We start from the raw sequence: 22,681 nt of genomic DNA on the forward strand, positions 1-22,681 counted from the left end.
TCGGGCTGACGGTGACAGGCGGTCCGGGGTGTCTCACGCCTCGTGGGTGGCGACGATCTCCCGCTTCTCGGCGAACAGGCAGGCGCTCGGGTGGTCCGAGCCCGACCGGATCTCCAGCAGCGGCGACTGCTCGGCGCAGATGTCCTGCGCCTTCCAGCACCGGGTACGGAACCGGCAGCCCGAGGGCGGGCTGATCGGCGACGGGACGTCACCGGTGAGCCGGATGATCGCCTTGTTGTTCCGCAGCGTCGGGTCGGGCACCGGCACCGCGGAGAGCAGCGCCTGGGTGTACGGGTGGGTCGGCCGCTCGTAGATCTCGTCCTCGGTGCCGATCTCCACGATCTTGCCGAGGTACATCACCGCGACCCGGTCGGAGAGGTGCCGCACGACCGACAGGTCGTGCGCGATGAAGACGTACGACAGGCCGAGCTCGTTCTGGAGCTTCTCCAGCAGGTTCATCACCTGCGCCTGGATGGAGACGTCCAGGGCCGAGACCGGCTCGTCGCAGACGATGACCTCGGGACGCAGGGCGAGCGCCCGGGCGATGCCGATGCGCTGCCGCTGGCCGCCGGAGAACTGGTGCGGGTACCGGTTGATGTGCTCCGGGTTGAGGCCCACCAGGTCGAGCAGTTCCTTGACCTTGTCCCGGCGGCTGCCCTTCGGCGCCACCTCCGGGTGGATCTCGAACGGCTCGCCGATCAGGTCACCGACCGTCATCCGCGGGTTCAGCGAGGTGTACGGGTCCTGCATCACGAGCTGGATCTGCCGGCGCAGCCGCCGCAGCGCGCCACCGGAGAGCTTGGAGATGTCCTGGCCCTTGTAGTGCACGCTGCCGGCGGTCGGCTTCTCCAGGTTCATCAGCACCCGGCTCAGCGTCGACTTGCCGCAGCCCGACTCGCCGACCACACCCAGCGTCTCGCCGGCCCTCAGCTCGAACGAGACGCCATCGACGGCCTTGACGTGACCGATGGTCTTCTTGAACACGACGCCCCGGGTGACCGGGTAGTGCTTGACCAGGTCACGGACTTCGATGATGTTCTCAGTCACGGTTCACCAGCTCCTCGGCGAAGTGGCAGGCGCTGGCCCGAGCGGCGCCGATCTGCAGCAGCGGGGGGAGGCTCTCCCGGCACACCGGCTGCGCCATCGGGCAGCGCGGGTTGAACGGGCAGCCCGGCGGGATGTTCATCAGGTTCGGCGGGAGGCCCTTGATCGTCCGGAGCTGCTGCCCCTTCTCGTCCAGGCGGGGGATCGAGTTGAGCAGGCCGAGGGTGTACGGGTGCGCCGGCTTGGCGTACAGGTCGTACACGTCGGATTCCTCGACGATCCGGCCGGCGTACATGACCGCGATCCGGTCCGCGACGTCGGCGACCACGCCGAGGTCGTGGGTGATCAGGATCATGCCCATCCGCCGCTCCCGCTGGAGCTCACCGAGCAGGTCCATGATCTGGGCCTGCACGGTCACGTCCAGCGCGGTGGTCGGCTCGTCCGCGATCAGCACCTCGGGGTCGAGGGCCAGCGACATCGCGATCATCGCGCGCTGCCGCATGCCGCCGGAGAACTGGTGCGGGTAGTTGCTGAACCGGCCCTTGGCGTTCGGGATCTTGACCTGGTCGAGCATCTCGATCGCGCGCTTCTTGGCGTCCGCGCGGCTCATGCCGCGCCGGACCCGGAACTGCTCGGCGATCTGGAACCCGACGGTGAAGACCGGGTTCAGCGCGGAGAGCGAGTCCTGGAAGATCATCGCGATGCCCTCGCCACGGATGCGGCGGCGCTCCTCGGCGGACATGGCGAGCATGTCCTTGCCGTGGAAGCGGACCTGCCCGCCGGTGACGAAGCCGGGCGGCATGTCCAGGATGCCCATGATGGTCTGCGCGGTGACGCTCTTGCCGGAGCCGGACTCACCGAGCACGGCGAGGGTCTCCCCCGCGTCGACGTGGTACGTGACTCCGTTGATGACCTTGGCGACGCCGTCCCGGGTGCGGAACTCCACCCGCAGGCCGTCGACCTCGAGCAGCCGACCGGAGGGGCGGCCGGATCCGTCGGCGCCGGGCGCGGACTGCTCGGACACGAGAATGTCGGACAACTCAGTCTCCCCTATCGGAGCTTCGGGTCGAGGGCCTCGCGGACCGCCTCGCCGAGCATCACGAAGCTCAGCACGGCGGTGACGAGGAACGCGGAGGGGAAGAAGAGCAGGAAGGGCGAGACCCGGAGGTAGTTCTGCGCTTCATTGATCATGATGCCCCAGGAGACCACCGGGCTCTTCAGGCCGATCCCCAGGAAGGAGAGGGTGGCCTCCGCGCCGATGAAGGAGCCGATCATGATGGTCCCGTAGACCAGCAGCGGCGCCAGGCAGTTCGGCAACAGGTGCTTGAAGATGATCCGGCTGGTGCTGGCGCCCATCGCCCGGGCGGCCACGATGTAGTCGGCCTCCTTGGTGGCGAGCACCGAGGAACGCATCAGTCGCATGACCACCGGCCAGCTCAGCACGACCAGGGACGCGGTGACCAGCCCCATGATCTGCCACTCGCTGTTGCTCGAACCGGCACCGTTGAAGGTGGTCAGGATGACGATCGCGCCGAGCACGAACGGCAGACCGAAGAAGATGTCGGCGATCCGGGAGAGCAGTCCGTCAACCCAGCCACCCTTGTAGCCGGCGATGATCCCTATCGTCCCGCCGATCAGCAGTGTGCCGACAACGGAGAGCAGGGACACCAGGATCGACGCCTGGGCTCCGTAGATGACCCGGGCGTAGACGTCCCGGCCCTGCACGTCGAAACCGAACCACCCCTGACTGGAGGGCTCGATCCGGCTGCGGGACAGCGCACCGTTGTACGGATCACCGGAGGTGAACAGCGACGGGAAGGCGGCCATCAGCACGAAGAGCACGATGAAGGTCGCGGAGATCCAGAACAGCGGCTTGCGACGCAGGTCGAGCCAGGCGTCGCCGAGCAGGCTGCGCGGCTTCTCCTTCTTGCCGTTGCCGACGGGTCCTGCGCTCGCCGTGGCGCTTGCCTCAGTCAACTGCTCGGGACGGGGCGTGCTCACGATCGAAGCGGCACTCGGGTCGCTCATGCCTGCACCTCGCTGCGCTCGGCGCCGGCCTGGTTGCCCGCGCACACTGCAATGACGATTCGTTCGCTGCGCTCACTCATAGCGGATCCTCGGGTCCAACGCGGCGTAGAGCAGGTCCACCAGCAGGTTCATCAGCAGGTAGACGAGCACCAGGACGACCACGATGGAGACCACGGTGGAACTCTCCTTGGTCACGATCGCCCGGAGAGCCTGGCGTCCGATCCCGTTGATCTGGAAGATGCCCTCGGTGATGATCGCGCCGCCCATCAGGGCGCCGAGGTCGGTGCCGAGCAGGGTCACCACCGGGATCAGCGAGTTGCGCAGCAGGTGGACACCGACCACCCGGCGCATCGGCAGCCCCTTGGCGATCGCCGTCCGCACGTAGTCGGCGCGGCGGTTCTCCGCGATGCTGGTCCGCATCACCCGGGCGATGTACGCCATCGACGCGCTGCCCAGCACGAAGCCGGGAAGGATCAGCTCGGTGAAGCGCATCTCACTGGAGACGGTGGGGGTGACGATGTGCCACTTCACGCCGAAGAGCCACTGGAGCACGAAGCCGACCACGAAGACCGGCAGCGCGATCAGGAAGAGGGTGGAGACCAGGACCAGGTTGTCCAGGAAGCCGTTGCGACGCAGGCCGGTGAGGACGCCGGCGGTGAGGCCGACGACCGCCTCGATGATCAGGGCCACTGCGGCCAGCTTGAGGGTGTTCGGGTAGGCGGCGGCGATGATCTCGCCGACCGGCCGCCCCGACCAGGTGGAGCCGAAGTCGCCTTGCAGGAGGTTCTTCATATAGGCGAAGTACTGCATGATCCAGGGCTGATCCAGGTGGTACTTCTCGGTCATCATGGCGACGTAGTTGTCGGGGCAGCCCCGATCACCGCATTTGCCGGCGAACGGGTCACCAGGGACCGCCCAGACCAGCGCGTAGATCATTAACGTCGTTCCGATGAAGACCGGGACGAGTTGGAGCAGCCGTCTCACCAGATAACGGCCCATGGGGTGGTCCTCCTGACAAGGGGCGCGTCGGGCGGGGGTACGGCCGACGCGGATGGCGACAACGTGGCGAGGGGTGTCGTACACCCGCTCGCGGAACGGCCCCGGGTCGGGCTCACCGGTAGGCGAGCCCGACCCGGGGTCAGACCGTTCGGATCAGAGCTCGACGGAGGTGATGTCGAGCTCGCCGACGTTGGTCAGCTCCATCTTCTTGATCTTCTCGGAGTGACCGGACTGCTGGCCACCGAAGTAGATCGGCATCGACGGAACGTCCTGGTCGATCTTCTCGACCGCCTTGGCGAACAGCTCGTGCGAGGCGTCCAGGCTCGGGGCGGAGCTGGCCTGCTTGGCCAGGGCGTCCACCTCGGGGTTGCTGTACAGGCCGTCGTTCGAGGAACCGCCGGTCACGTAGAGCGGGTTGATCCAGTTCTCCACGTCCGGGTAGTCCTGCTGCCAGCCGGCCCGGTAGGCGCCGTCCATCTTGTGGGCGTTGATGTTCTGGCGGAAGACCGCGAAGGTCGGCACGCCGACGGCGACCGCGTCGATACCCAGGTTGGTCTTGACCTGCTGGGCGACGGCCTCCATCCAGTCCTTGTGGCTGGCGTCGGCGTTGTAGTACATCTTCAGCTGGCCGGTGAAGCCGCCAGCCTCGGCCAGCAGCGCCTTGGCCTGGGCAGCGTCGAAGGTGCAGGCGGTGCAGTTGCCCGGCTTGGCGCCCGGGGTCAGCGGGTTGGCCCAGCTGTCGGCCGGCTTGCGGTTACCGAAGAAGATCTTGTCGGTGATCTCCTTGCGGTCGATCGACAGCGAGATCGCCTTGCGCAGCTTCGGGTTCTGGAAGCGCTTGTCGTAGATCGGGAACGCGATGATGCCGGTGGACGGCGTGGTGGAGGCGATGGCCCGGTCGCCCAGGTCGCCCTTCCACTTGTCGCCGGCCAGCGAGGAGACCGGAACCTGCTGCTGGAAGTCCAGGTTGTTGGAGACCAGGTCGCTGTAGGCCGCCGTGTCGTCCTGGTAGATCTTGACGGTGACGTCCTTGATCTTCATCTTGTCGCGCAGGTTGTAGTCGTCGAACCGCGTCAGCTTGATCGTGACGTTGTTCTCCCACGAGACGAAGCTCACCGGGCCGTTGCCGATCGGCTTCTTGCCGAAGGCCTCAGCACCCTGGGTGAAGAAGGCGTCCGGCAGCGGCATGAAGGTGCTGTAGCCGAGCTTGGTCGGGAACACCGCGGTCGGCGCGCCGAGCGTGACCTCGAAGTTCCAGTCGTCGACGACCTTCAGGCCGGACATCTCCTTGGCCGCCGGCTCCGGGGCCTTCTTCGGGCCGTCGCCGTCCGGGTCGGAGGTGTTGACGTCCGCGAAGCCCGCGATGTCGGCGAAGAAGCTGGCGTTCTGCGCGCCGTTCGGCGAGTAGGCGCCCCAGTTCCAGGCGTCCACGAAGTTCTTGGCCTTGACGACGGTGCCGTCGTGGAACTTCGTGTTCTGCTTGATCTTGATCTTGTAGACCTTGGAGTCGGTCGTCTCGATCGACTCGGCCAGCGCGTTCTGCGGCGCGCCACCGTTGTTCGGGTACTCGACCAGGCCGGTCCACAGCCAGTCGATGACCTTGCCACCACCGGTCTCGGTGGTGTTCGCCGGAACCAGGGGGTTCTCCGGCTCGGTGCCGTCAACGACGATGGCGCCGTCAGAGCTGGTGGCGCTGCCGCCTTCGTCGTCGCTGCCGCTGGAGCAGCCGGACGCGATGAGCGCGAACGCCGCACCCACGGCGATGGCGCCGCTCGCCCGCTTCGAGACTCTCATTACGAGGGGCCTCCTCTTTCTAACCTGGTTCCGTCGTGGGTTTCACGCACGTTGGGGGGGTGACACCGCCCGGCGATCCCATGTCGCAGATCACCGGTCACCGCAGAGAAATCGGGACACCCCAGGGGTACCGATCCGCCGGGCCACCGCACTCCCGCGGTCGGCTCCCGGGCAGGCTCGACGGCCACGAACCGTGTCGGAGACAGTGGCGAACGTGGCCGGCGGGATGCACAGGGGCCTCACGCCAGGGGTGAGGTGTTGCCACTGTGACACCCACCGGCCCATTACGTGAAGGTGCCGTTATCAAGCCGTTAGTTGCCCGCCACGTAGCCGATACTTGAGAAAAGATCACCAACTGCCCCGCTCGTACCGCTCTGAGCAGGTAAGACATCAAGTCAACCCAGTGCGGCCGCGACCGTAGGCTGGGACTGTGAGCTTCCCCGCGTCCGCTCCGGCGCTCTCCGACGTCCACCGAGCGTTGGCCGTTTTTGCCCATCCGGACGATATCGACTTCGGCTGTGCGGGGACGATCGCCGGCTGGGTGGAGGAGGGTATCGAAGTCGGGTATCTGATTGTCACCCGGGGTGACTCCGGCGGGTTCGACGACACCGCCCGGGAGCGGATGCCCCGGCTGCGCGAGCAGGAGCAGCGCGCCGCGGCGGCCGAGGTCGGGGTGGGCCGGGTCGACTTCCTCGACGGCTACCGCGACGGGACGGTCAGCCCCACGCTGCGCCTGCGCCGGGACGTCGCCGCCGCGATCCGCCGGTGCCGACCCGACCGGGTGCTGACCAGCTCCCCGCTGCGGCGGTGGGAGCAGCTCACCGGCCCCAGCCACCCCGACCACCTCGCCGTCGGCGAGGCCACCACCTGCGCCGTCTACCCGGACGCCCGCAACCCGTTCGCCCACCCCGAACTGCTCGCCGAGGGCCTGGAGCCCTGGGTGGTACGGGAGGTCTGGTACGCCGGCGGCCCGGCCCCGGACCACGTCGTCGACGTCACCCGGCACGTCGCCCGCAAGGTCGCGGCGATGCGGGCGCACCGCTCGCAGACCGGCCACCTGGACGTCGAGAGCTGGGTCCGGGACCGGCTGACCACGGTCGCCGACAACGCCGGCCTGCCACCGGGCCGGCTGGCCGAGGCATTCACCGTGCTGCGTACCGAGTGACCCGGCGGACGGAACGGCCCCGGCACCACGCGGGATGCCGGGGCCGGAACATCCGTCCGTCAGGCGGTGAAGCGCACCCGGCGGCGGCGGACCAGCAGCACGGCGACCGCGCCGAAGGCGAGCAGCGCCAACCCGGCCAGCACGGCCAGGCCGGTCGGCGAGCCGGTCAGCGGCAGACTCCCGCCGTCGCCGGCCGGCGAGGTCGACGGCGCCGGGCTGGCCGGCGTCGACGGGGACTCCGCCGGGGCGGACGGCGTCGGGGTCTCCGCCGACGGCGACGGCGACGCGGACGGCGAAGCCGACGGCGACGGCGAGTTCGGGGCGGCGGCGAAGCTGGCCGTGGCGGCGGCGGTGACCGAGGTGCCGGCGCTGCCGCCGAGGATCAGCTTCTGCTTGGCGTCCCGGCCGCCGGCGAAGAGGAAGACCCGGCCGAAGGAGACCGAGTCCTGGGCGGAAACGGTCACGGTGACCGGGCCGGCCTCGGCCGCGGTCAGCCAGAACCGCCCGCCGTTGGTGGTCGTACCGACCGGCCGGCCATCGGCGTCGACGGCCTTCCCGCCGCTGACCTTCAACGCGATCTCCCCCGCCGGCCCGTGCACCGTGAACGGCCCGGCCCGGCCGCCGGTGGTCGCGCTGGCGTTGGCCGGGTCGAGGGTCAGCTCGGCCTTCGGCTCCGGCTGGTCGGTCGCGTTCCGGATCAGGTAGTCGTGGACCTTGCGGATCACCTGGTATTCGGCGGCGTCGGTCAGGCCGCGCTCCCAGTTCCCGAGGACGATGCCGTCGCTGAAGTGCCAGACGGCGGTCTGGGTGCCGAAGTAGAGCAGGGTGTCGCGGCGGGTGTCGGCCAGCCCGCCGGGCAGGGTCGCCCCGGCCGCGGCGAGCAGCTTCGCCCGGTCGGCGTTGGGGTAGCCGTGGGTGAGCACCCACTGCACCTTGCCGAGGTTCTTCACCTTCGACTCGTCCCAGGTGCCCTCGGCGTACTCGCCGTCGCGGGCCACCGGAGTGTGGAAGTCGATGCAGAAGACCGGCACGGTGCCGGCCGCCAACTCCAGGGCGAGCGCCGAGGTGGCCTGCTTGCGGCCGTCCAGCTTGAGCGTGACGCCGGTGCCCGGCACCGCCCGCGCCACGCCCTTCGTGGGCGTCGCGGCGGCCACCGGGCCGGCTGCGGCGAGCACCAGCGCGCCGCCGGTGACGACCGCCGCGGCGAGTCCCGCCCAGCGTCGTCCTTGTTTTCCGAACATCAGTTCCGTGCACCTCTCCCCAGGGGTGGACCCGCTCCCGGCGGGCCGACGTACATCGCCGTCGCGCGGGGTCGTGGCACCACCCGCACGCGCGAACGCGACGGGGCATTATGCGACATGAATTGATCTCTTGTCATCCCCTGGGGTGGATCGGGTCATGTTCCCGGATTGGGTGGTGTCAGACGAGCCGTCGGTCCGCCGCCCAGCGGGACAGCTCGTACCGGTTGGACATCTGGAGCTTGCGGAGCACGTTCGACACGTGCGTCTCGACCGTCTTGATCGAGATGAACAGCTCCTTGGCGATCTCCTTGTACGCGTACCCCCGGGCGAGCAGGCGCAGCACCTCACGCTCCCGGTTGGTGAGCTGGTCCAGCTCCGGGTCGGCGACCGGGGCGTCCGGGCGGGCCGCGAAGGCGTCCAACACGAAACCGGCCAGCCTCGGGCTGAACACGGCGTCACCGTCGGCCACCCGGCGGATCGCGTCGGTCAGCTCGTCCGGCGAGATGGTCTTGGTGACGTAACCCCGGGCACCGGCCCGGATCAGCCCGATCACGTCCTCCGCGGCGTCCGACACGCTCAACGCCAGGAACTTCACCTGCGGGTGGCTGCGCCGCATCGCGTCCAGCACCGCCCGGCCGCCGCCGTCGGGCATGTGCACGTCGAGCAGCACCACGTCGGGCCGGGACACGGCGATCCGGGAGACCGCCTCGGCCACCGTGCTCGCCTCCCCGACCACCTCGACGTGCGTGCCCAGCTCGGCCCGTACGCCGGCCCGGAACATGGCGTGGTCGTCGACGAGGAAGACCCGCAGCCGCTCCTCCCGGGCGCCCGCCCCCTGCACCGGTTCCATCGACTGTTCCGCCATGTCATCTGTCCCTTTCCGCCGTGGAGCCGGTGCCGGTGATCGGCAGGATCAACCGGACCTCGGTCCCCTCCCCGGGCTCGGAACGGATCTCCGCCCGGCCACCGTGCCGCTTCATCCGTCCGATGATCGACCCTCGGACGCCGTGCCGGTGATCCTCCACGGTAGCCGGGTCGAAGCCCTTCCCCCGGTCCCGGACGAAGACGCTCACCTGCTCCGGCTCGACCTCCGCGTAGAGCGAGACGGTCCGTACCCCGGCGTGCCGGGCCGCGTTGACCAGCGCCTCCCGGGCCGCCGCCACCAGCGCGCCGACCCGCTCGTCGGTCTCCCGGTCGCCGACCACCACCGCCTCGACGGTGATCGCGAAGGTGTCCTCCACCTCGGCGGCGGCCTGTTCCAGCGCCGCGGCGAACCGCTCGGTCGGCGAGGCGGTGGGCTTGTACAGCCAGTTGCGCAGCGACCGCTCCTGGCCCCGGGCGAGCCGCTGCACGGTCTTGACGTCGCTGGCGTTGCGCTGGATCAGGGCGAGGGTGTGCAGCACCTGGTCGTGCACCATGGCGGCCAGTTCGGCGCGCTCCTGCTCGCGGATCCGCCCCTCCCGCTCCGAACGGAGCTGGTTCCAGGTCCGCCACAGCACCGGGGCGGCCACCACACCGACGCCGGCCAGCCCGACCAGCGCGAAGATCACGCCGTTGACCACGGCGTCGAGGTTCTGCACCGGGGAGTAGACCGCCGCCACGCCGATGATGCCGACCGCGACCAGCACCGCGCCACCGGCGAAGCGGAGCACGAAGGCCCGCCGGTCGCTCTCCTCGACCACCGCGCCCAGCCAGGGCACCGGCATCGACTCGCCCCACTGCCGGCGGCGTTCGGGCGCGGACTGGTGCCAGATCACCCCGGCGCCGACCGCGATGATCGCCACCAGCCAGCCGGCGGTGCCCGCCGCGCCCACCGAGTCGAAGACCATCACCTGCACCAGCAGCACGCCGAGCCCGATCGCCACGAACGGCAGCAACTGCCCGAGGTCGCGGCGGGGCGGAACGGCGGTGTCGCCCGGCCGCAGCGGGACCACCGCCCAGAACGCCGCGTAGAGCAGCAGCCCCAGGCCGCTCAGCCCGAGCAGCACCATGAACGCGACGCGTACCCGCAGCACCGAGATGCCGAGGTGGTCGGCGATGCCGGCCGCCACGCCGGCGGCCAGCCGATGCTCGGGCGCCCGGTAGAGGCGGGGCGGCTGGGTCACGGTGCTGATCAGAGGCTCCCTGGTCACGGTGGGTGGCACGGGTAGGGCCGTGCGGTGCGGTGCCGGTCCGATCGTCACACGCGGAGGGCGGCGCCGACCACGGGGACGCCCCCGACATCCGGCCGCCGGGATCTCAGGGTGGGGTCAGGGTCGGGTCCTGAGGACGCTCGGACCAGCGACCCAGCAGGATCGAGGCATGACCGAGGACGCTGCCCCGCCGCCGTACCCCCCCGGGGCCGGACCGGCCGGGACGCCACCGCCCACATCCACCACCGCCGGACCGTCGGCGCCCACGTCGCCCACGGGGGGCGGCGACGCGCCACCACCCGGCGGGTACCCCCCGCCGCCGTCCGGAGGGGCCAGCTTCACCTCCCGGTACGGCCTGGTCCGCCCCCGGGAGGGCCGGTACCTGGCCGGCGTCTGCGCGGCGATCGGCCGGGCCACCAACACCGACCCGGTGCTGTGGCGGGTGCTGCTCGCCGTGCTCGGGTTCTTCGGCGGGGTCGGCATCCTGGTCTACGTGGCCGCCTGGCTGATCATTCCCGGCGAGGGCGACAGCGCCTCCCCGCTGGAGTCGATGCTCGGACGGGGCCGGTCGAGCATGTCGCCGATCACCGTGATCGTACTGACCATCCTGGTCGCGGTCAGCTTCGGCTACATCGTCACCGACGCCTTCCGGGCGGTGCTGCTGGGCGCCGCGATCCTCATCGGCGGCGCGCTGCTGCTCAACCGGGACAGCCGCGCCGGCGTCCCGGCCGGCCCACTGCCCGCGCCGGCCGCCCCGCCCGGACCGGTCCCCCCGGTCGGCTACCCGGCCCGTGGTCTGTTCACCCCGCCCGCCCCCGCCGCGCCGGTCCCGGCCGGGCCCACCGCGCACCTGCCGGCCTGGCCTCCGGCCGGGCCCACCGCCCAGCTACCGGCCTGGTCGCCCGCCGGCCCGCCGACCCGGTTGGCGACGGCCACCGGCGAGCCGCCGGCCGGACCGACCGTGGCTCCGGTGACCGGCGCGTCCGCCGCGCCCGCGCCGCTGCCGCCCGGCGGTGGCTACCGGCCGCCGTTCGCGCCGCACGGGCCGTACGCCGGTTCGTACCCACCGCCACCGGTACCGCCCGCCCCCCGGGTCAAACCGCCGAAGAAGCCGAAGGAGCGGTCGGCACTGGGCGCGGTGACCTTCTCGCTGATCTTCCTGGCGCTGGGCGTGGTCGCCATCCTGGACCTGCTGGGCGCCTTCCCGATCGGCGCGGCCGGCTACTTCGCGGCGGTGGTCGCCACCATCGGGCTCGGGCTGCTGGTCGGCACCTGGTTCGGCCGGGCCCGCTGGCTGATCGCCCTCGGTCTGGTCGCCGCCGCCGCCCTCGGCGTGGCCACGGTGACCGAGTCGTACGACCGGATCCGCGGCGTGGACGGCGCCGTCACCTGGGCGCCCACCAGCGCCCGGGAACTCGCCGACCGGTACGAGAACAGCTTCGGTGATGCGACCCTCGACCTGCGCGCGGTGGACTTCGCCGGCCACGACACCGACGTCACCGTCGTGGTGAACTTCGGCGCGGCCACCGTCGTGGTACCGCCGAACGTGGACGTCACCGCGGTGACCGACGTCAAGGCCGGGGAGTCCACCGTCTTCGGCACCCGTACCGCCGGACTGGAGGGACGGGCCCGGAAAATCACCGACCTCGGCCCGGATGGTGCCGGCGGCGGAAAACTGCGACTCACCATCCACGTCAACGCCGGCAACCTGGAGGTGACCCGGTGAAGGCCCACCGCACCGACCTCGTCTCGTTCGCCTTCGGGCTGCTCTTCCTCGGGCTCTCCGTCTGGTGGCTGCTGGCCCAGATCCTCGGGCTGTCCCTGCCGCCGGTGGGCTGGTTCCTGGCCGGCGCGCTGGTGCTGATCGGGCTGCTGGGCCTGGTGGGCGCGCTCCGCTCGGCCCGCACCGCCGACCGGGACGCGGCGGCCCGCACCGACGCGGCGACGTCCCCGGCCGCCGCACCTACCTCCGCCGCACCGGTCTCCGCCGCGCCGACCTCCGCCGCACCGGTCTCCGCCGGGCCGGCCGACGGCGACGCCGTGTGGTCCACCGGCGTGAAGCCCACCGACCGGTTCGGGACGGCGGAACCCGACCGATTCGGGGCGGAGCCCGGCCCGTTCGGCCGGGCGGACGATCGGACCGGCTGGCGGGACACCGCGGAACTGCACCTGGCCGGCTCGGAGACCAGTACCGCACCGGTGTGGGGATCGGACGACGCCGCAACTCGTACCCCGGACGATCCGTACCGGTCGGCGACCGGGGCGGACGAGTGGCCGACGGAGGCGGTCGGGGACCGGCCGGTGGGGGCGGTCGAGGACCGGGCCGCCGACGCGCCCGGTCGGTCGTCGGACGAGGGGGCCGACGACCGGCGACCGGCGAGTGGTCCGGCACCCGGTCAGCCGGCCGGGGAACAGCGGTCGGCCGGCTGACCGCACCGGTGCGGGCGGCGTCCGGAGGCTCGTATGCTGGCCGTGGAGATCCCGCCTCCGCCGGCCGGCCCACGTCGCCGGGCCCCGCCCGTGGCCGCGCGCCAGGTCGCACGGCACCGGTCCGGGTGCGCCCCGACCAGGTCACGGGTGGCGATCCGCCGCGACATCCGTCTCTACCCCGTCAGGAGCCCGCCCGACATGACCCAGTCCCCCGCCGTGCGCCCGTCCGGTCCGGTCCGCATCGGCGAGCGTGCCGCCCGTACCCTCGCCGCCGAGCTCGCCCGGCGCAACGACCCGAAGGCCGCCCTGCTGGTCGGCGCGGCCCCCGACTCGGCGGTCCTGGCCGCGGCGATCGACGCGCTGCTCCCCGGCGACACGCTGACGGTCGTGCCGGCACCGGCCACCGCTGCCACCGCGCTGCGTGAGCACGTGTCGGCCCAGGGCCGCTGGGTCGCCGACCGGGTACGCGTGGCCGACTCCCTCGCCGAGGCGGACCCCGCCGAGGTGGTCATCGTGGCCGAGCCGTTCACCGGCACCGCCGAGGAGACCCGCGACGCGGTCGACGGCCTCGCCAAGTACCTCACCGACGGCGCGGTGCTCAGCGTCGCCGCGCCGGTGTTCCGCACCGACGGCGCCGCCGCCGAACTGGACCGGCGGGGCGTGCTGCACGGCGTCCGCACCGACCTGGTGCTGCGCAACTCACCGCCGGTCCGGGTGCACCACCTGCGGTTCACCCCGGCCGCCCCCGCGTCGGCCGACCGGCTCGCGCCGGCGTACCGGCCGTCGAGCGTGCCGCTGACCCGGGGTATGCACATCGACTCCAACGGGGTCGCGGCGGCCGGTATCGCTCTCGGCCTGGCCGCGCTGGCCCGGGCCGCCCGGCCCAAGTCGAAGCTGTGGCTGGTCCCGGCGCTCGCCGCCGCCCCGGTGGCCGCCTTCTTCCGGGACCCGGAGCGGGACGTGCCGGAGGACCCGTCGGCGGTGGTCGCCGCCGCGGACGGCCAGGTGCTGTCGGTGCAGCGGCTGCACGACGAGCGGTTTGGCGACGGCGAGTGGCTGCGGATCGCGGTCTTCCTGTCGGTGCTGGACGTGCACGTCAACCGCTCGCCGGTGGCCGGCAAGGTGGTGGACTACTTCGTCGCCGACGGTGGCTTCGTCAACGCGATGAAGCCGGACGCCGAGCACAACGTCGCCGCGTACACGGTGCTGGACACGACGCGCGGCACGGTGGTGGTGGCGCAGCGGACCGGGCTGATCGCCCGGCGGATCGTGCAGCGGGCGCCGGTGGGGGCCCTGCTGGCCCGGGGCGAGCGGTTCGGCCTGATCCGGTTCGGCTCGCGGACCGACGTCTACCTGCCGGCCGATTCCGCCGAGCCGCTGGTCGGCCCGGGCGACCGGGTGGTCGGGGGTTCCTCGGTCATCGCCCGCTGGCGCTGAGTGGACACGGGAAAGGGGCGTCGCACGTGCGACGCCCCTTTCCCGTGCGGGTGGATCAGGCGGTACGGCGCTGGTGCAGCCAGAGCAGCGGCCCGCTGACCAGGTAGCCCATCACCACGAGGGCGAAGGTGAGCCGGATGTCGACCAGCGCGCCGACGACCGGGGCCAGCCAGAGCCACGGCGGCAGCTTCACCAGCCGGGCGAGCTTGGCGTAGGGGAAGCTGGAGACCATCGCGAAGGCGAGCAGCGCCACCCCGGCGATCTGCACGGTGGCCGGCAGCGGCAGCCCGATGGCGACCGTCAGGGCGAGCACCGCCGCCGCCATCGTGGTGGGGACGCCGCAGAAGAATCGGCCGTCCTTCGGTGAGACGTTGAACCGGGCGAGCCGGATCGCGGCGCAGCCCGCGACGAGGGCCGCCGCGACGGCCGCGGCGGCGGTGGGCGCCGACCCGGCGAGCGAGGCGTAGACCACCACCGGGGCGGCGAGGCCGAAGGAGCACATGTCGGCGAGCGAGTCCATCTGGGCGCCGAACGGGCTGGCCACGCCGAGCTTGCGGGCCAGGGCACCGTCCAGGCCGTCGAAGACGACGCAGGCGATCAGCAGGAGCGCCGCGATCCGGGTCTGGCCGGCCATGGCCACGAAGATGGCGTTGATGCCGAGCACCAGGCTGGCCAGGGTGCAGGCGTTGACCAGCGCGAACTTCATCCGGCGGGCGGGGGTGCGGGCGCCGGGGAGCAGCGGGATCGCCATCGCGGGCGACTCGTCGACCGGGGCGGCGGGGGCCAGCGCCGGGCTGACCGGCATGACCGCCGCGATCTCGGCGCGGTCGCGGGTGACCTGGCCCCGGTCGAAGCCGTACCGGCGACGCTGCCGGTCGACACGACGTTCGGGAAGGACCAGATCGGTACCGGGGAGCTGGTCGCCGTCGCGGCGACCCACCCGGACCAGCAGCACCTGGCGGGCGAACGTGCTGCTGCGGCGCAACGGGCCCGCCCAGCGACGCCCTGCGGGGCGCGGACTGTCAGTCGTACGACGCCGGCGCCATAGGGCTCTCGGCACGTTTCCTCCATCACCGGATCGGCTGACCGCCCTTACTCGGGCGGGTGTCCGGCTGTCTCGTGCCGGACCGCTCTTGGCCCGGCAGCCGTTGAAGCGGAGTACACCATTGCACAGGGGAGTGGTGGTTGGCGATAGCTGCCGGCGGCTATATCTCCCTTAAACCGCGCTAACCACTTTCTTGTTCCCATCTGGGGCCTCATCGCCCGTTTCCTCCGCCAACCTCACGCCCGACTCTACCGGAGCCCACCCGATCCGGCCCGTCGAGCGTGCGCTATCCGACCGTACGCCCGGTTACCAGGGCAGCGACGTCCGTCATCGGCAGGCCGGCGAGCTGCGCCGGGGTGAACCAGGCGGCGCGCGCCGTCGAACCGCCGGCCTGCTCGGTCACCACCGGCTCGCCGGGCCGGTCCACCCGGACCCGGTAGATCACCCGCACCCCGTGCCAGTCCAGCGGGTGCCCCTCCGGGCCGAGCGCGGCTGGATTGTGCAGGTCGTGCACCCGCAGCAGCTCGATCACCCGGCCGAGCTGACCCGACTCCTCGACCAGCTCGCGCAGCAGCCCGGTGGCCGGCTGCTCGCCGTGGTCGGTGCCACCACCGGGCAGGTGCCACTGGTCGGCACCCGGGTAGCCCGGCGCGATCATCGTCAGCAGCACCCGGTCGTCCGGGTCGGTGACCAGCCCGTACGCGGCGAACCGCTGTCGCCGGTCGGCCGGGGGCGCCGGCTCGGCGGGCAGTTCCCGGGGCAGGCCGGCGGGCAGCGGCGCGACGGGTAGGCCGAGCAACTCGGCGGTGAACGGCATCAGCGGCAGCCGCGCCGCCTCCTGCGGGGTGAGCCAGGCCACCTCGTCGGTGCCCCCGTCCACCTCCGGGCGGAGCCGGCCGCCCCGGGCCGTGACGTCGAACACCAGCCGGTCGGTGTGCACCGACACCTCGGCGTCCCCGGCGCGGAAGCCGGCCACGTCGGCGACGGCGGCGCGCACCCCAGCGACCGCGACGGCCAGCCCGGTCTCCTCGGCGAACTCGCGGACCACGGCGTCGACGGGATCCTCGGCGTGCGCCAGGCCCCCGCCCGGCAGTTGCCAGACCCCCGGGTACGGGCAGGACGCCGCCCCGCGCGCCAGCAGCACCCTGCCAGCACCCCCCGCACACACCCCGTACGCCGCGATCCGTCGCCGTTCCCGCACGTCGTACTCCCCCGCCCTGGCGCCCCGGCCACCTCGATCATGAGGTTAGCCGGACGTCCGGCGGGCCGCCGGACCGTCGACCTCCGTGGTCGACCGGGGCGACCCGGGTCAGGGTCAGGTGAGCCGGGCGGCCTGGACGGCCTCGGCGGTGACCTCGGTGAGGTGGTCGGTGGGGAGCGCGCCCAACTCCTCCCGGCCGAACCAGCGGGCCTCGCAGGTGGAGCCGCCCACGTCGGCGACCGTCGGTGGGGCGGGCTGGTCGACCATCACCCGGTAGAAGGCGCGGACGCCGTGCCAGTCGATCGGGTAGCCCTCCGGGCCGAGCGAGGCGGCGTCCCGGTGGCTGGCCACCCCGAGCAGCTCGACCAGACGACCGGCCTGGCCGGTCTCCTCGACCAACTCCCGGATCAGCGCCGCGCCCGGCTGCTCGCCGTAGTCGGTGCCGCCGCCGGGCAGGTGCCAGCAGCCCGCGCCCGGGTAGCCGTCGGAGACCCGGGTGAGCAGCACCCGCCCCTCCGGGTCGGTGGCCACCGCGTACGCGGCGAACCGCTGCGCCCGGTGCAGCCCGTCCGGGCCGGGCACCGCGTAGAAGGAGGGGAACTCGGGCGCCTCGTCCGGCACCACGTCGGCCGAGGAGGCCGGCAACCCCAGGGCGCGGGCGGTGAACGCCCGCAGCGGCAGCGCCCGGGCCTCGTCGAGGGTGTACCAGCGGGCCAGGTCGGTGGGGCGGTCGACCCGGTCGCTGAGGGTGCCGCCGCGCACCGAGACCCGGTAGATCAGGCGGTCGGTGTGGATGGTGATGCGCCGCTCGGGCAGGGCGCGCATGTCGGCCAGGACGTCCGCCAGGCCGGACACCGCGACCGAGAGGCCGGTCTCGGCGGCGGTCTCCCGGACGACGGTGTGGTTGGGGTCCTCGCCGTGGTCGACCGCCCCACCGGGCAGGGACCACACGCCCGCGGTGCCGGAGCGCTCCGATGCGCGGACCAACAACACTCGGCCGAGGGAATCAGCACAGACTGCATATGCCGCGATCCTGCGGAGCGGCTCCAGCAAGGTGGTCACGGAGCCAAATTCTCCCCGGCCCGGGTTACCGGCGCGGAAAAGAGTCGGATTCCTGACTCTCCGCTGGCCCCTCAGGGATCGATCAGGGTAGGGATCCGGGCGGTCACCGAGGTCACCGCACGGCCCGGCGCGGACCGTGGGGACATGACCTCGACGACCCCACCCCAGGCCCCGTACAAGCAGCTCCGCCGACCGACCACCGACCGGATGGTGGCCGGCGTCGCCAGTGGCCTCGGCCGCTACTTCGCCGTCGACCCGACCCTGGTGCGGGTGATCTTCGCGGTGGCGACCCTGGTCACCGGCGGCATCGCCGGGCTGGCGTACCCGATCATGTGGTTCCTGATGCCGGAGGAGCCGGCCGACGCACCCGCCTGGCCGCACCCGACGGACCCGACCGCCGGGTGAGGCCGGCTCACTCCCACTCGATGGTGCCCGGCGGCTTGCTCGTCACGTCCAGGACCACCCGGTTGACCTCGGCGACCTCGTTGGTGATCCGGGTGGAGATCCGGGCCACCACCTCGTAGGGCAGCCGGGACCAGTCGGCGGTCATCGCGTCCTCGCTGGAGACCGGGCGCAGCACCACGGGATGCCCGTAGCTGCGCCCGTCACCCTGCACCCCGACGCTGCGCACGTCGGCCAGCAGCACCACCGGGAACTGCCAGACCCCCCGGTCCAGGCCGGCGGCGGTCAACTCCTCCCGGGCGATCAGGTCGGCCTTGCGGAGCAGGTCCAGCCGCTCCCGGTCGACCGCGCCGATGATCCGGATGGCCAGGCCGGGGCCGGGGAACGGGTGCCGCCAGATCATCGCCTCGGGCAGACCCAGCTCCAGGCCCAACGCCCGGACCTCGTCCTTGAAGAGCGTACGGAGCGGCTCGACCAGGGCGAACTTCAGATCCTCGGGCAGCCCGCCGACGTTGTGGTGGCTCTTGATGTTGGCGGTGCCGGTGCCGCCACCGGACTCCACCACGTCGGGGTAGAGGGTGCCCTGCACCAGGAACTCGACGTCGCCGTGCGCGGCGACCTCCCGGGCGGCGGCCTCGAAGACCCGGATGAACTCCCGACCGATGATCTTCCGCTTCTGCTCCGGGTCGGTCACCCCGGCCAGCGCGCCGAGGAACCGCTCCTGCGCGTCGACCACCTTGAGCGTGATGCCGGTGGCCGCGACGTAGTCCTTCTCCACCTGCTCGGCCTCGCCCGCGCGCAGCAGGCCGTGGTCGACGAAGACGCAGGTGAGCTGGTCGCCGACGGCCTTGTGCACCAGCGCGGCGGCGACCGCCGAGTCGACCCCGCCGGACAGGCCGCAGATGACCTCCTTGGCACCCACCTGCGCCCGGATCCGGGCCACCTGCTCGTCGATGATGTTCTCCGGCGTCCAGGTGGGCGCGATGCCGGCGATGTCGTACAGGAAGCGCTGGAGCATCTGCTGGCCGTGCGCGGTGTGCCCCACCTCGGGGTGGAACTGCACGCCGGCCCGGCGGCCGGCCAGGTCCTCGAAGGCGGCGACCGGTGCGCCGGCCGACTCGGCGGTGACGGTGAAGCCCGCCGGGGCCTCGGTCACGCAGTCACCGTGGCTCATCCACACCGGCAGGTCCGCCGGCAGGTCGCGGAGGAGCACACCCGGGTCGAGGAGGCGGGGGCGCAGCGGGGTGCCGCCGTACTCGCGGCTGCCGGTCCGCGCGACCGTGCCGCCGAGCGCCTGGGCCATCGCCTGGAAGCCGTAGCAGATGCCGAAGACCGGCACCCCCGCGTCGAACATCCCGGCGTCGATCTGCGGGGCGTCGGGGGCGTAGACGCTGGACGGACCACCGGACAGGATGATCGCGGCCGGATCCTTCGCCAGCATCTCGGCGACCGGCATGGAGTGCGGGACGATCTCCGAGTAGACCTTCGCCTCGCGCACCCGGCGCGCGATGAGCTGGGCGTACTGGGCTCCGAAGTCCACCACGAGGACGGGGCGAGGCGTGCTCATGTGCAGAAAGCCTACCCACAGTCACATCCGCCCCGGGCGCGGGCCGGGCTGTCCGCGCGCCGCGCCCCGAACGCCGCCGGGCCGGGGGGCTACCCGCGCAGCGCGCCGGGGGCCTCCGCCGGCACCGCCGGGTGGCGCGGTGCGACCCGGGCCAGCCGGACGTACGGGCTGCCGAGCGGCGGCCGGGGATCCTCCTCGCCCCGGTTCGGCCAGAACGACATCGCCCGCTCCGCCTGCGCGGCGATCGTCAGCGACGGGTTGACGCCGAGGTTGGCGGAGACCGCCGCGCCGTCCACCACGTGCAGCCCCGGGTGGCCGTAGACCCGGTGCCACGGGTCGACCACCCCGTCGGCCGGGGTGGCGCCGATCACCGCCCCGCCGAGGAGGTGCGCGGTCATCGGGATGTCGAACGGCTCGGTCAGCGCGCCGCCCGGGGTGCCGTCGATCTCCTCGGCGAGCAGCCGGGCCGCCTCGTTGCCGGCCGGGATCCAGGTCGGGTTGGCCGCGCCGTGCCCCGGGCCGGAGACCAGCCGGCGGCCCAGCGGACCGCGCCGCCAGCGGGTGGTCAGCGAGTTGTCCGCCGATTGCATGACCAGCGCGATCACCGTCCGCTCGGACCAGCGGCGGACCGAGAGCATCCGGACGGCCAGCCCGGGCTGCCGGACGATGGCGCCCAGCCAGCGCCGCACCCGGTGCGGGCCGCCGTCCACCAGCAGCGACTGGAGCAGCCCCATCGCGTTGGAGCCCCGCCCGTAGCGGACCGGCTCGATGTGGGTCTGCGGGTCGGGATGGAACGAACTGGTGATCGCCACCCCCTCGGTGAAGTCCAGGCCGCGTTCCCGGGCCTGCCGGGGGCCGACCGACGCGCCGAGGATCGCCTCCGAGTTGGTCCGGGTCAACTCGCCGACCCGGGGCGACAGGTGGGGCAGCGCCCCGGTGGCCCGCATCCCGTGCAGCAGCCGCTGGGTGCCGAGCGCCCCGGCCGCGAAGACCACCTGCCCGGCGTGGAACACCTGGCGGTGCCGACGCAGCCAGGCCCCGGTACGGACGGTGTGCACCTCGTAGCCGCCACCGGCGGCCGGCCGGACGGCGGTGACCGTGGTCAGCGGGTGGACCCGCGCGCCGAGCCGTTCGGCCAGCCACAGGTAGTTCTTGACCAGGGTGTTCTTGGCGCCGTGCCGGCAGCCGGTCATGCACGACCCGCAGTGCGTGCAGCCGGTGCGCGCCGGCCCGGCCCCGCCGAAGTACGGATCCGGCACCTGCTGGCCGGGGCGGCCGATGTGCACGCCGACCGGGGTCGGGTGGAAGGTGTGCCCCACCCCCATCCGGTCGGCGACTGCCCGCATCGCCCGGTCCGCCCCGGTGCGCACCGGGTACGTCGTGACGCCGAGCATCCGCTTGGCCTGGTCGTAGTGGGGGGCCAGCTCGGCCCGCCAGTCGGTGACGTCCCGCCACTGCGGGTCGGCGTAGAAGGCGTCCAGCGGCTCGTAGAGGGTGTTGGCGTAGACCAGGGAGCCGCCACCCACCCCGGCCCCGGAGAGCACCAGCACCCCGCCGCCGGCCTTCCGGTCGGCCGGGCGGAGCAGATCGATCCGTTGCAGGCCGTAGCAGCCGAGTCGGGGCGCCCAGAGGAACCGCCGCAGCCGCCAGGAGGTCTGCGGGAACTCGTCGTCGGCGAACCGTCGGCCCGCCTCCAGTACGCCGACGGCGAAGCCCTTCTCGGCGAGCCGGAGCGCGCTGACGCTGCCACCGAAGCCGGACCCGATGACGAGCACGTCGTACCGCATGAACGCATCATTACCGGCGGGTAGCCATCGCGCCAGTGCCGGATTTCGCGCGATCATGCTCCACGTCGGGACGGACGGCCGCAACCCGGGGCCCCGCTCGGCGCGTTGTGCAGACGGGGGTGGCGGGAATGACGCAGGGAACCGGCGCGGGACGCCCACGATGGGTGCTGGGGCTGGCCGCCCTCGCCGTGCTCGTCCTGGTGGCCGCAGCCGCCGTGGTGGTGACCCGGCTGGTCCGCGACGACACGGCGCAGCGGCGGACCGGTGCGGTGGCCGCCACCGGCACCCCGACGCCGAGCCCCACGCCGAGCCCCGCCCCGAGCCCGACCGCGCCGCCGGGGGCTGGCATCACCGGCCCGCTCAACCTGCTCCTGGTCGGCGTCGACACCCGGGTGAGCGTCCCCGGCTGGGAGCCGCACGGCGACTCGGTGCTGGTGCTGCACGTGCCGGCCGGGCTGGACCGGGCGTACCTCTTCTCTCTCCCCCGGGACCTGCTGGTCGACATCCCGGCGTTCCCGAAGGCGGGGTACCAGGGCGGCCGGACCAAGCTCACCCACGCGATGAGCTACGGCAGCCGGGTGCCGGGCAAGCCGAAGGAGCCGAGCGCCGCCCAGGGGTACGAGCTGCTGCGCAGCACGGTCGCCGGCTACACCGGGCTGCGGTTCGACGCCGGGGCGGTGATCACCTTCAACGGCTTCGACCGGCTCGTCGACACCCTCGGCGGGGTGGACCTCTACGTCGACCAGCGGGTCGTCTCCATCCACCGCAAGCCCGACGGCAAGTACCGGGACCCGGCCCCGTCCGGCGGCTACGTCGGCCCGCAGATGGTCTACGAGAAGGGCGAACGGCACCTGAACGGCTGGCAGGCGCTGGACTACGCCCGGCAGCGCTACATCACCGGCGGCGACTACGCCCGGCAGCGCCACCAGCAGCAGTTGCTCCGGGCGCTGGCCGCCAAGATCCTCAGCGAGGACCTGGCCCGGCAGCCGGACCGGGTGGACCAGGTGGTCGCGGCGCTCGGCGACACCCTGGTGTACGCGGGCGGCCCCCACATCGTCGACCTGGCGTACGCCCTCGGCGGGCTGAGCGCCGACCGGATCACCCTGGTCGGCCTGCCCGGCGACGGGGTCGGCAAGGGCAGCGGCTACCGGGGTGAGCAGCTCACCCCGACCGGCCGGGGCTTCCTGCCCGCGCTGAAGGCCGGCGACGCCGAGAAGTACCTGGACGCCCACCCCGAACTGCGGGTGAAGAACTAGTGTCCTGAGTCGTTAATTCGTCGGCAGATAGTAGACTGTCGCGGTGGCTGGTCGTCCGCGTGGTGTGGTGGAACTGACTGATGACGAGCGT

At 72.5% G+C, this 22,681-nt stretch carries 18 protein-coding genes and 1 pseudogene; 6 read left to right on the forward strand and 13 right to left on the reverse strand.

Annotated features, from left to right (window positions below):
• Positions 1–33: 33 nt before the first annotated feature.
• From ACIQG9_RS20555 to ACIQG9_RS20575, 5 genes are all read right to left on the reverse strand, one after another.
• Complete coding sequence (locus ACIQG9_RS20555; RefSeq protein ID WP_400404596.1) at positions 34–1,047, reverse strand: ABC transporter ATP-binding protein; 1,014 nt, start codon at positions 1,045–1,047, stop codon at positions 34–36.
• Positions 1,040–2,068 carry an ABC transporter ATP-binding protein gene (locus tag ACIQG9_RS20560; protein WP_400404657.1) on the reverse strand — a complete coding sequence of 343 codons (1,029 nt, stop codon included), beginning with the start codon at positions 2,066–2,068 and terminating at the stop codon, positions 1,040–1,042. Before ACIQG9_RS20560 ends, ACIQG9_RS20555 begins: the two co-directional genes overlap by 8 nt.
• 26 nt (positions 2,069–2,094) lie before the next feature.
• Complete coding sequence (locus tag ACIQG9_RS20565; RefSeq protein WP_400404598.1) at positions 2,095–3,072, reverse strand: ABC transporter permease; 978 nt, start codon at positions 3,070–3,072, stop codon at positions 2,095–2,097.
• Positions 3,073–3,144: 72 nt separating this feature from the next.
• Complete coding sequence (locus tag ACIQG9_RS20570; protein ID WP_400404600.1) at positions 3,145–4,071, reverse strand: ABC transporter permease; 927 nt, start codon at positions 4,069–4,071, stop codon at positions 3,145–3,147.
• A 153-nt stretch (positions 4,072–4,224) separates the two neighbouring features.
• The gene (locus tag ACIQG9_RS20575) at positions 4,225–5,865 is read right to left on the reverse strand and encodes an ABC transporter substrate-binding protein (RefSeq protein ID WP_400404602.1); all 1,641 of its coding nucleotides are present in this window, start codon (positions 5,863–5,865) and stop codon (positions 4,225–4,227) included.
• Between the two features lie 430 nt (positions 5,866–6,295).
• Here ACIQG9_RS20575 and ACIQG9_RS20580 point away from each other — a divergent pair, with 430 nt between their 5' ends.
• Complete coding sequence (locus tag ACIQG9_RS20580) at positions 6,296–7,030, forward strand: PIG-L deacetylase family protein (RefSeq protein WP_400404604.1); 735 nt, start codon at positions 6,296–6,298, stop codon at positions 7,028–7,030.
• Between the two features lie 59 nt (positions 7,031–7,089).
• On the opposite strand, the gene ACIQG9_RS20585 is transcribed toward ACIQG9_RS20580, so the two are convergent.
• The 3 genes from ACIQG9_RS20585 to ACIQG9_RS20595 form a co-directional block, all read right to left on the reverse strand.
• Complete coding sequence (locus ACIQG9_RS20585; RefSeq protein ID WP_400404606.1) at positions 7,090–8,271, reverse strand: thioester domain-containing protein; 1,182 nt, start codon at positions 8,269–8,271, stop codon at positions 7,090–7,092.
• Between the two features lie 178 nt (positions 8,272–8,449).
• Positions 8,450–9,121, reverse strand: a complete 672-nt coding sequence (locus ACIQG9_RS20590) for a response regulator (protein ID WP_400404659.1) — start codon at positions 9,119–9,121, stop codon at positions 8,450–8,452.
• Positions 9,122–9,137: 16 nt separating this feature from the next.
• Positions 9,138–10,403, reverse strand: coding sequence for a PspC domain-containing protein (locus tag ACIQG9_RS20595; protein WP_400404608.1), 1,266 nt, complete (start codon positions 10,401–10,403; stop codon positions 9,138–9,140).
• 169 nt (positions 10,404–10,572) lie between these two features.
• Between ACIQG9_RS20595 and ACIQG9_RS20600 the strand changes: the two genes are divergently transcribed.
• The 3 genes and pseudogenes from ACIQG9_RS20600 to ACIQG9_RS20610 all read left to right on the forward strand — a co-directional run bounded on the left by ACIQG9_RS20600 (position 10,573) and on the right by ACIQG9_RS20610 (position 14,270).
• A complete protein-coding gene (locus ACIQG9_RS20600; protein ID WP_400404610.1) occupies positions 10,573–12,129 on the forward strand; it encodes a PspC domain-containing protein in 1,557 nt (518 codons plus the stop codon).
• Positions 12,126–12,440: pseudogene (locus ACIQG9_RS20605) on the forward strand (hypothetical protein); the annotation flags it as partial. The gene ACIQG9_RS20600 and the pseudogene ACIQG9_RS20605, both read left to right, overlap by 4 nt.
• 591 nt (positions 12,441–13,031) lie before the next feature.
• Positions 13,032–14,270, forward strand: coding sequence for a phosphatidylserine decarboxylase (locus ACIQG9_RS20610; RefSeq protein ID WP_400404612.1), 1,239 nt, complete (start codon positions 13,032–13,034; stop codon positions 14,268–14,270).
• A 55-nt stretch (positions 14,271–14,325) separates the two neighbouring features.
• Here ACIQG9_RS20610 and ACIQG9_RS20615 read toward each other — a convergent pair whose 3' ends face one another.
• The 3 genes from ACIQG9_RS20615 to ACIQG9_RS20625 all read right to left on the reverse strand — a co-directional run bounded on the left by ACIQG9_RS20615 (position 14,326) and on the right by ACIQG9_RS20625 (position 17,578).
• Positions 14,326–15,255 (reverse strand): CDP-alcohol phosphatidyltransferase family protein, encoded by a 930-nt coding sequence (locus tag ACIQG9_RS20615; RefSeq protein ID WP_400404614.1) that lies wholly within the window; start codon positions 15,253–15,255, stop codon positions 14,326–14,328.
• A 346-nt stretch (positions 15,256–15,601) separates the two neighbouring features.
• Positions 15,602–16,516: an NUDIX hydrolase gene (locus ACIQG9_RS20620; RefSeq protein WP_400404616.1), complete on the reverse strand. Its 915-nt coding sequence runs from the start codon at positions 16,514–16,516 to the stop codon at positions 15,602–15,604.
• A gap of 114 nt (positions 16,517–16,630) precedes the next feature.
• Positions 16,631–17,578, reverse strand: a complete 948-nt coding sequence (locus ACIQG9_RS20625; protein WP_400404618.1) for an NUDIX hydrolase — start codon at positions 17,576–17,578, stop codon at positions 16,631–16,633.
• 144 nt (positions 17,579–17,722) lie between these two features.
• Here ACIQG9_RS20625 and ACIQG9_RS20630 point away from each other — a divergent pair, with 144 nt between their 5' ends.
• A complete protein-coding gene (locus ACIQG9_RS20630) occupies positions 17,723–17,983 on the forward strand; it encodes a PspC domain-containing protein (protein ID WP_400404620.1) in 261 nt (86 codons plus the stop codon).
• A gap of 7 nt (positions 17,984–17,990) precedes the next feature.
• Here ACIQG9_RS20630 and guaA read toward each other — a convergent pair whose 3' ends face one another.
• Together guaA and ACIQG9_RS20640 are read right to left on the reverse strand one after the other, a co-directional pair.
• The gene (gene guaA, locus ACIQG9_RS20635; protein WP_400404622.1) at positions 17,991–19,547 is read right to left on the reverse strand and encodes a glutamine-hydrolyzing GMP synthase; all 1,557 of its coding nucleotides are present in this window, start codon (positions 19,545–19,547) and stop codon (positions 17,991–17,993) included.
• Positions 19,548–19,636: 89 nt separating this feature from the next.
• Positions 19,637–21,334, reverse strand: coding sequence for an FAD-dependent oxidoreductase (locus ACIQG9_RS20640; protein WP_400404624.1), 1,698 nt, complete (start codon positions 21,332–21,334; stop codon positions 19,637–19,639).
• A gap of 128 nt (positions 21,335–21,462) precedes the next feature.
• On the opposite strand from ACIQG9_RS20640, the gene ACIQG9_RS20645 reads away from it, so the two are divergent.
• Positions 21,463–22,590 carry an LCP family protein gene (locus ACIQG9_RS20645; RefSeq protein ID WP_400404626.1) on the forward strand — a complete coding sequence of 376 codons (1,128 nt, stop codon included), beginning with the start codon at positions 21,463–21,465 and terminating at the stop codon, positions 22,588–22,590.
• Positions 22,591–22,681: the final 91 nt, after the last annotated feature.

Source organism: Micromonospora sp. NPDC092111 (assembly GCF_044755745.1).
Taxonomy (GTDB): Bacteria; Actinomycetota; Actinomycetes; order Mycobacteriales; family Micromonosporaceae; genus Micromonospora.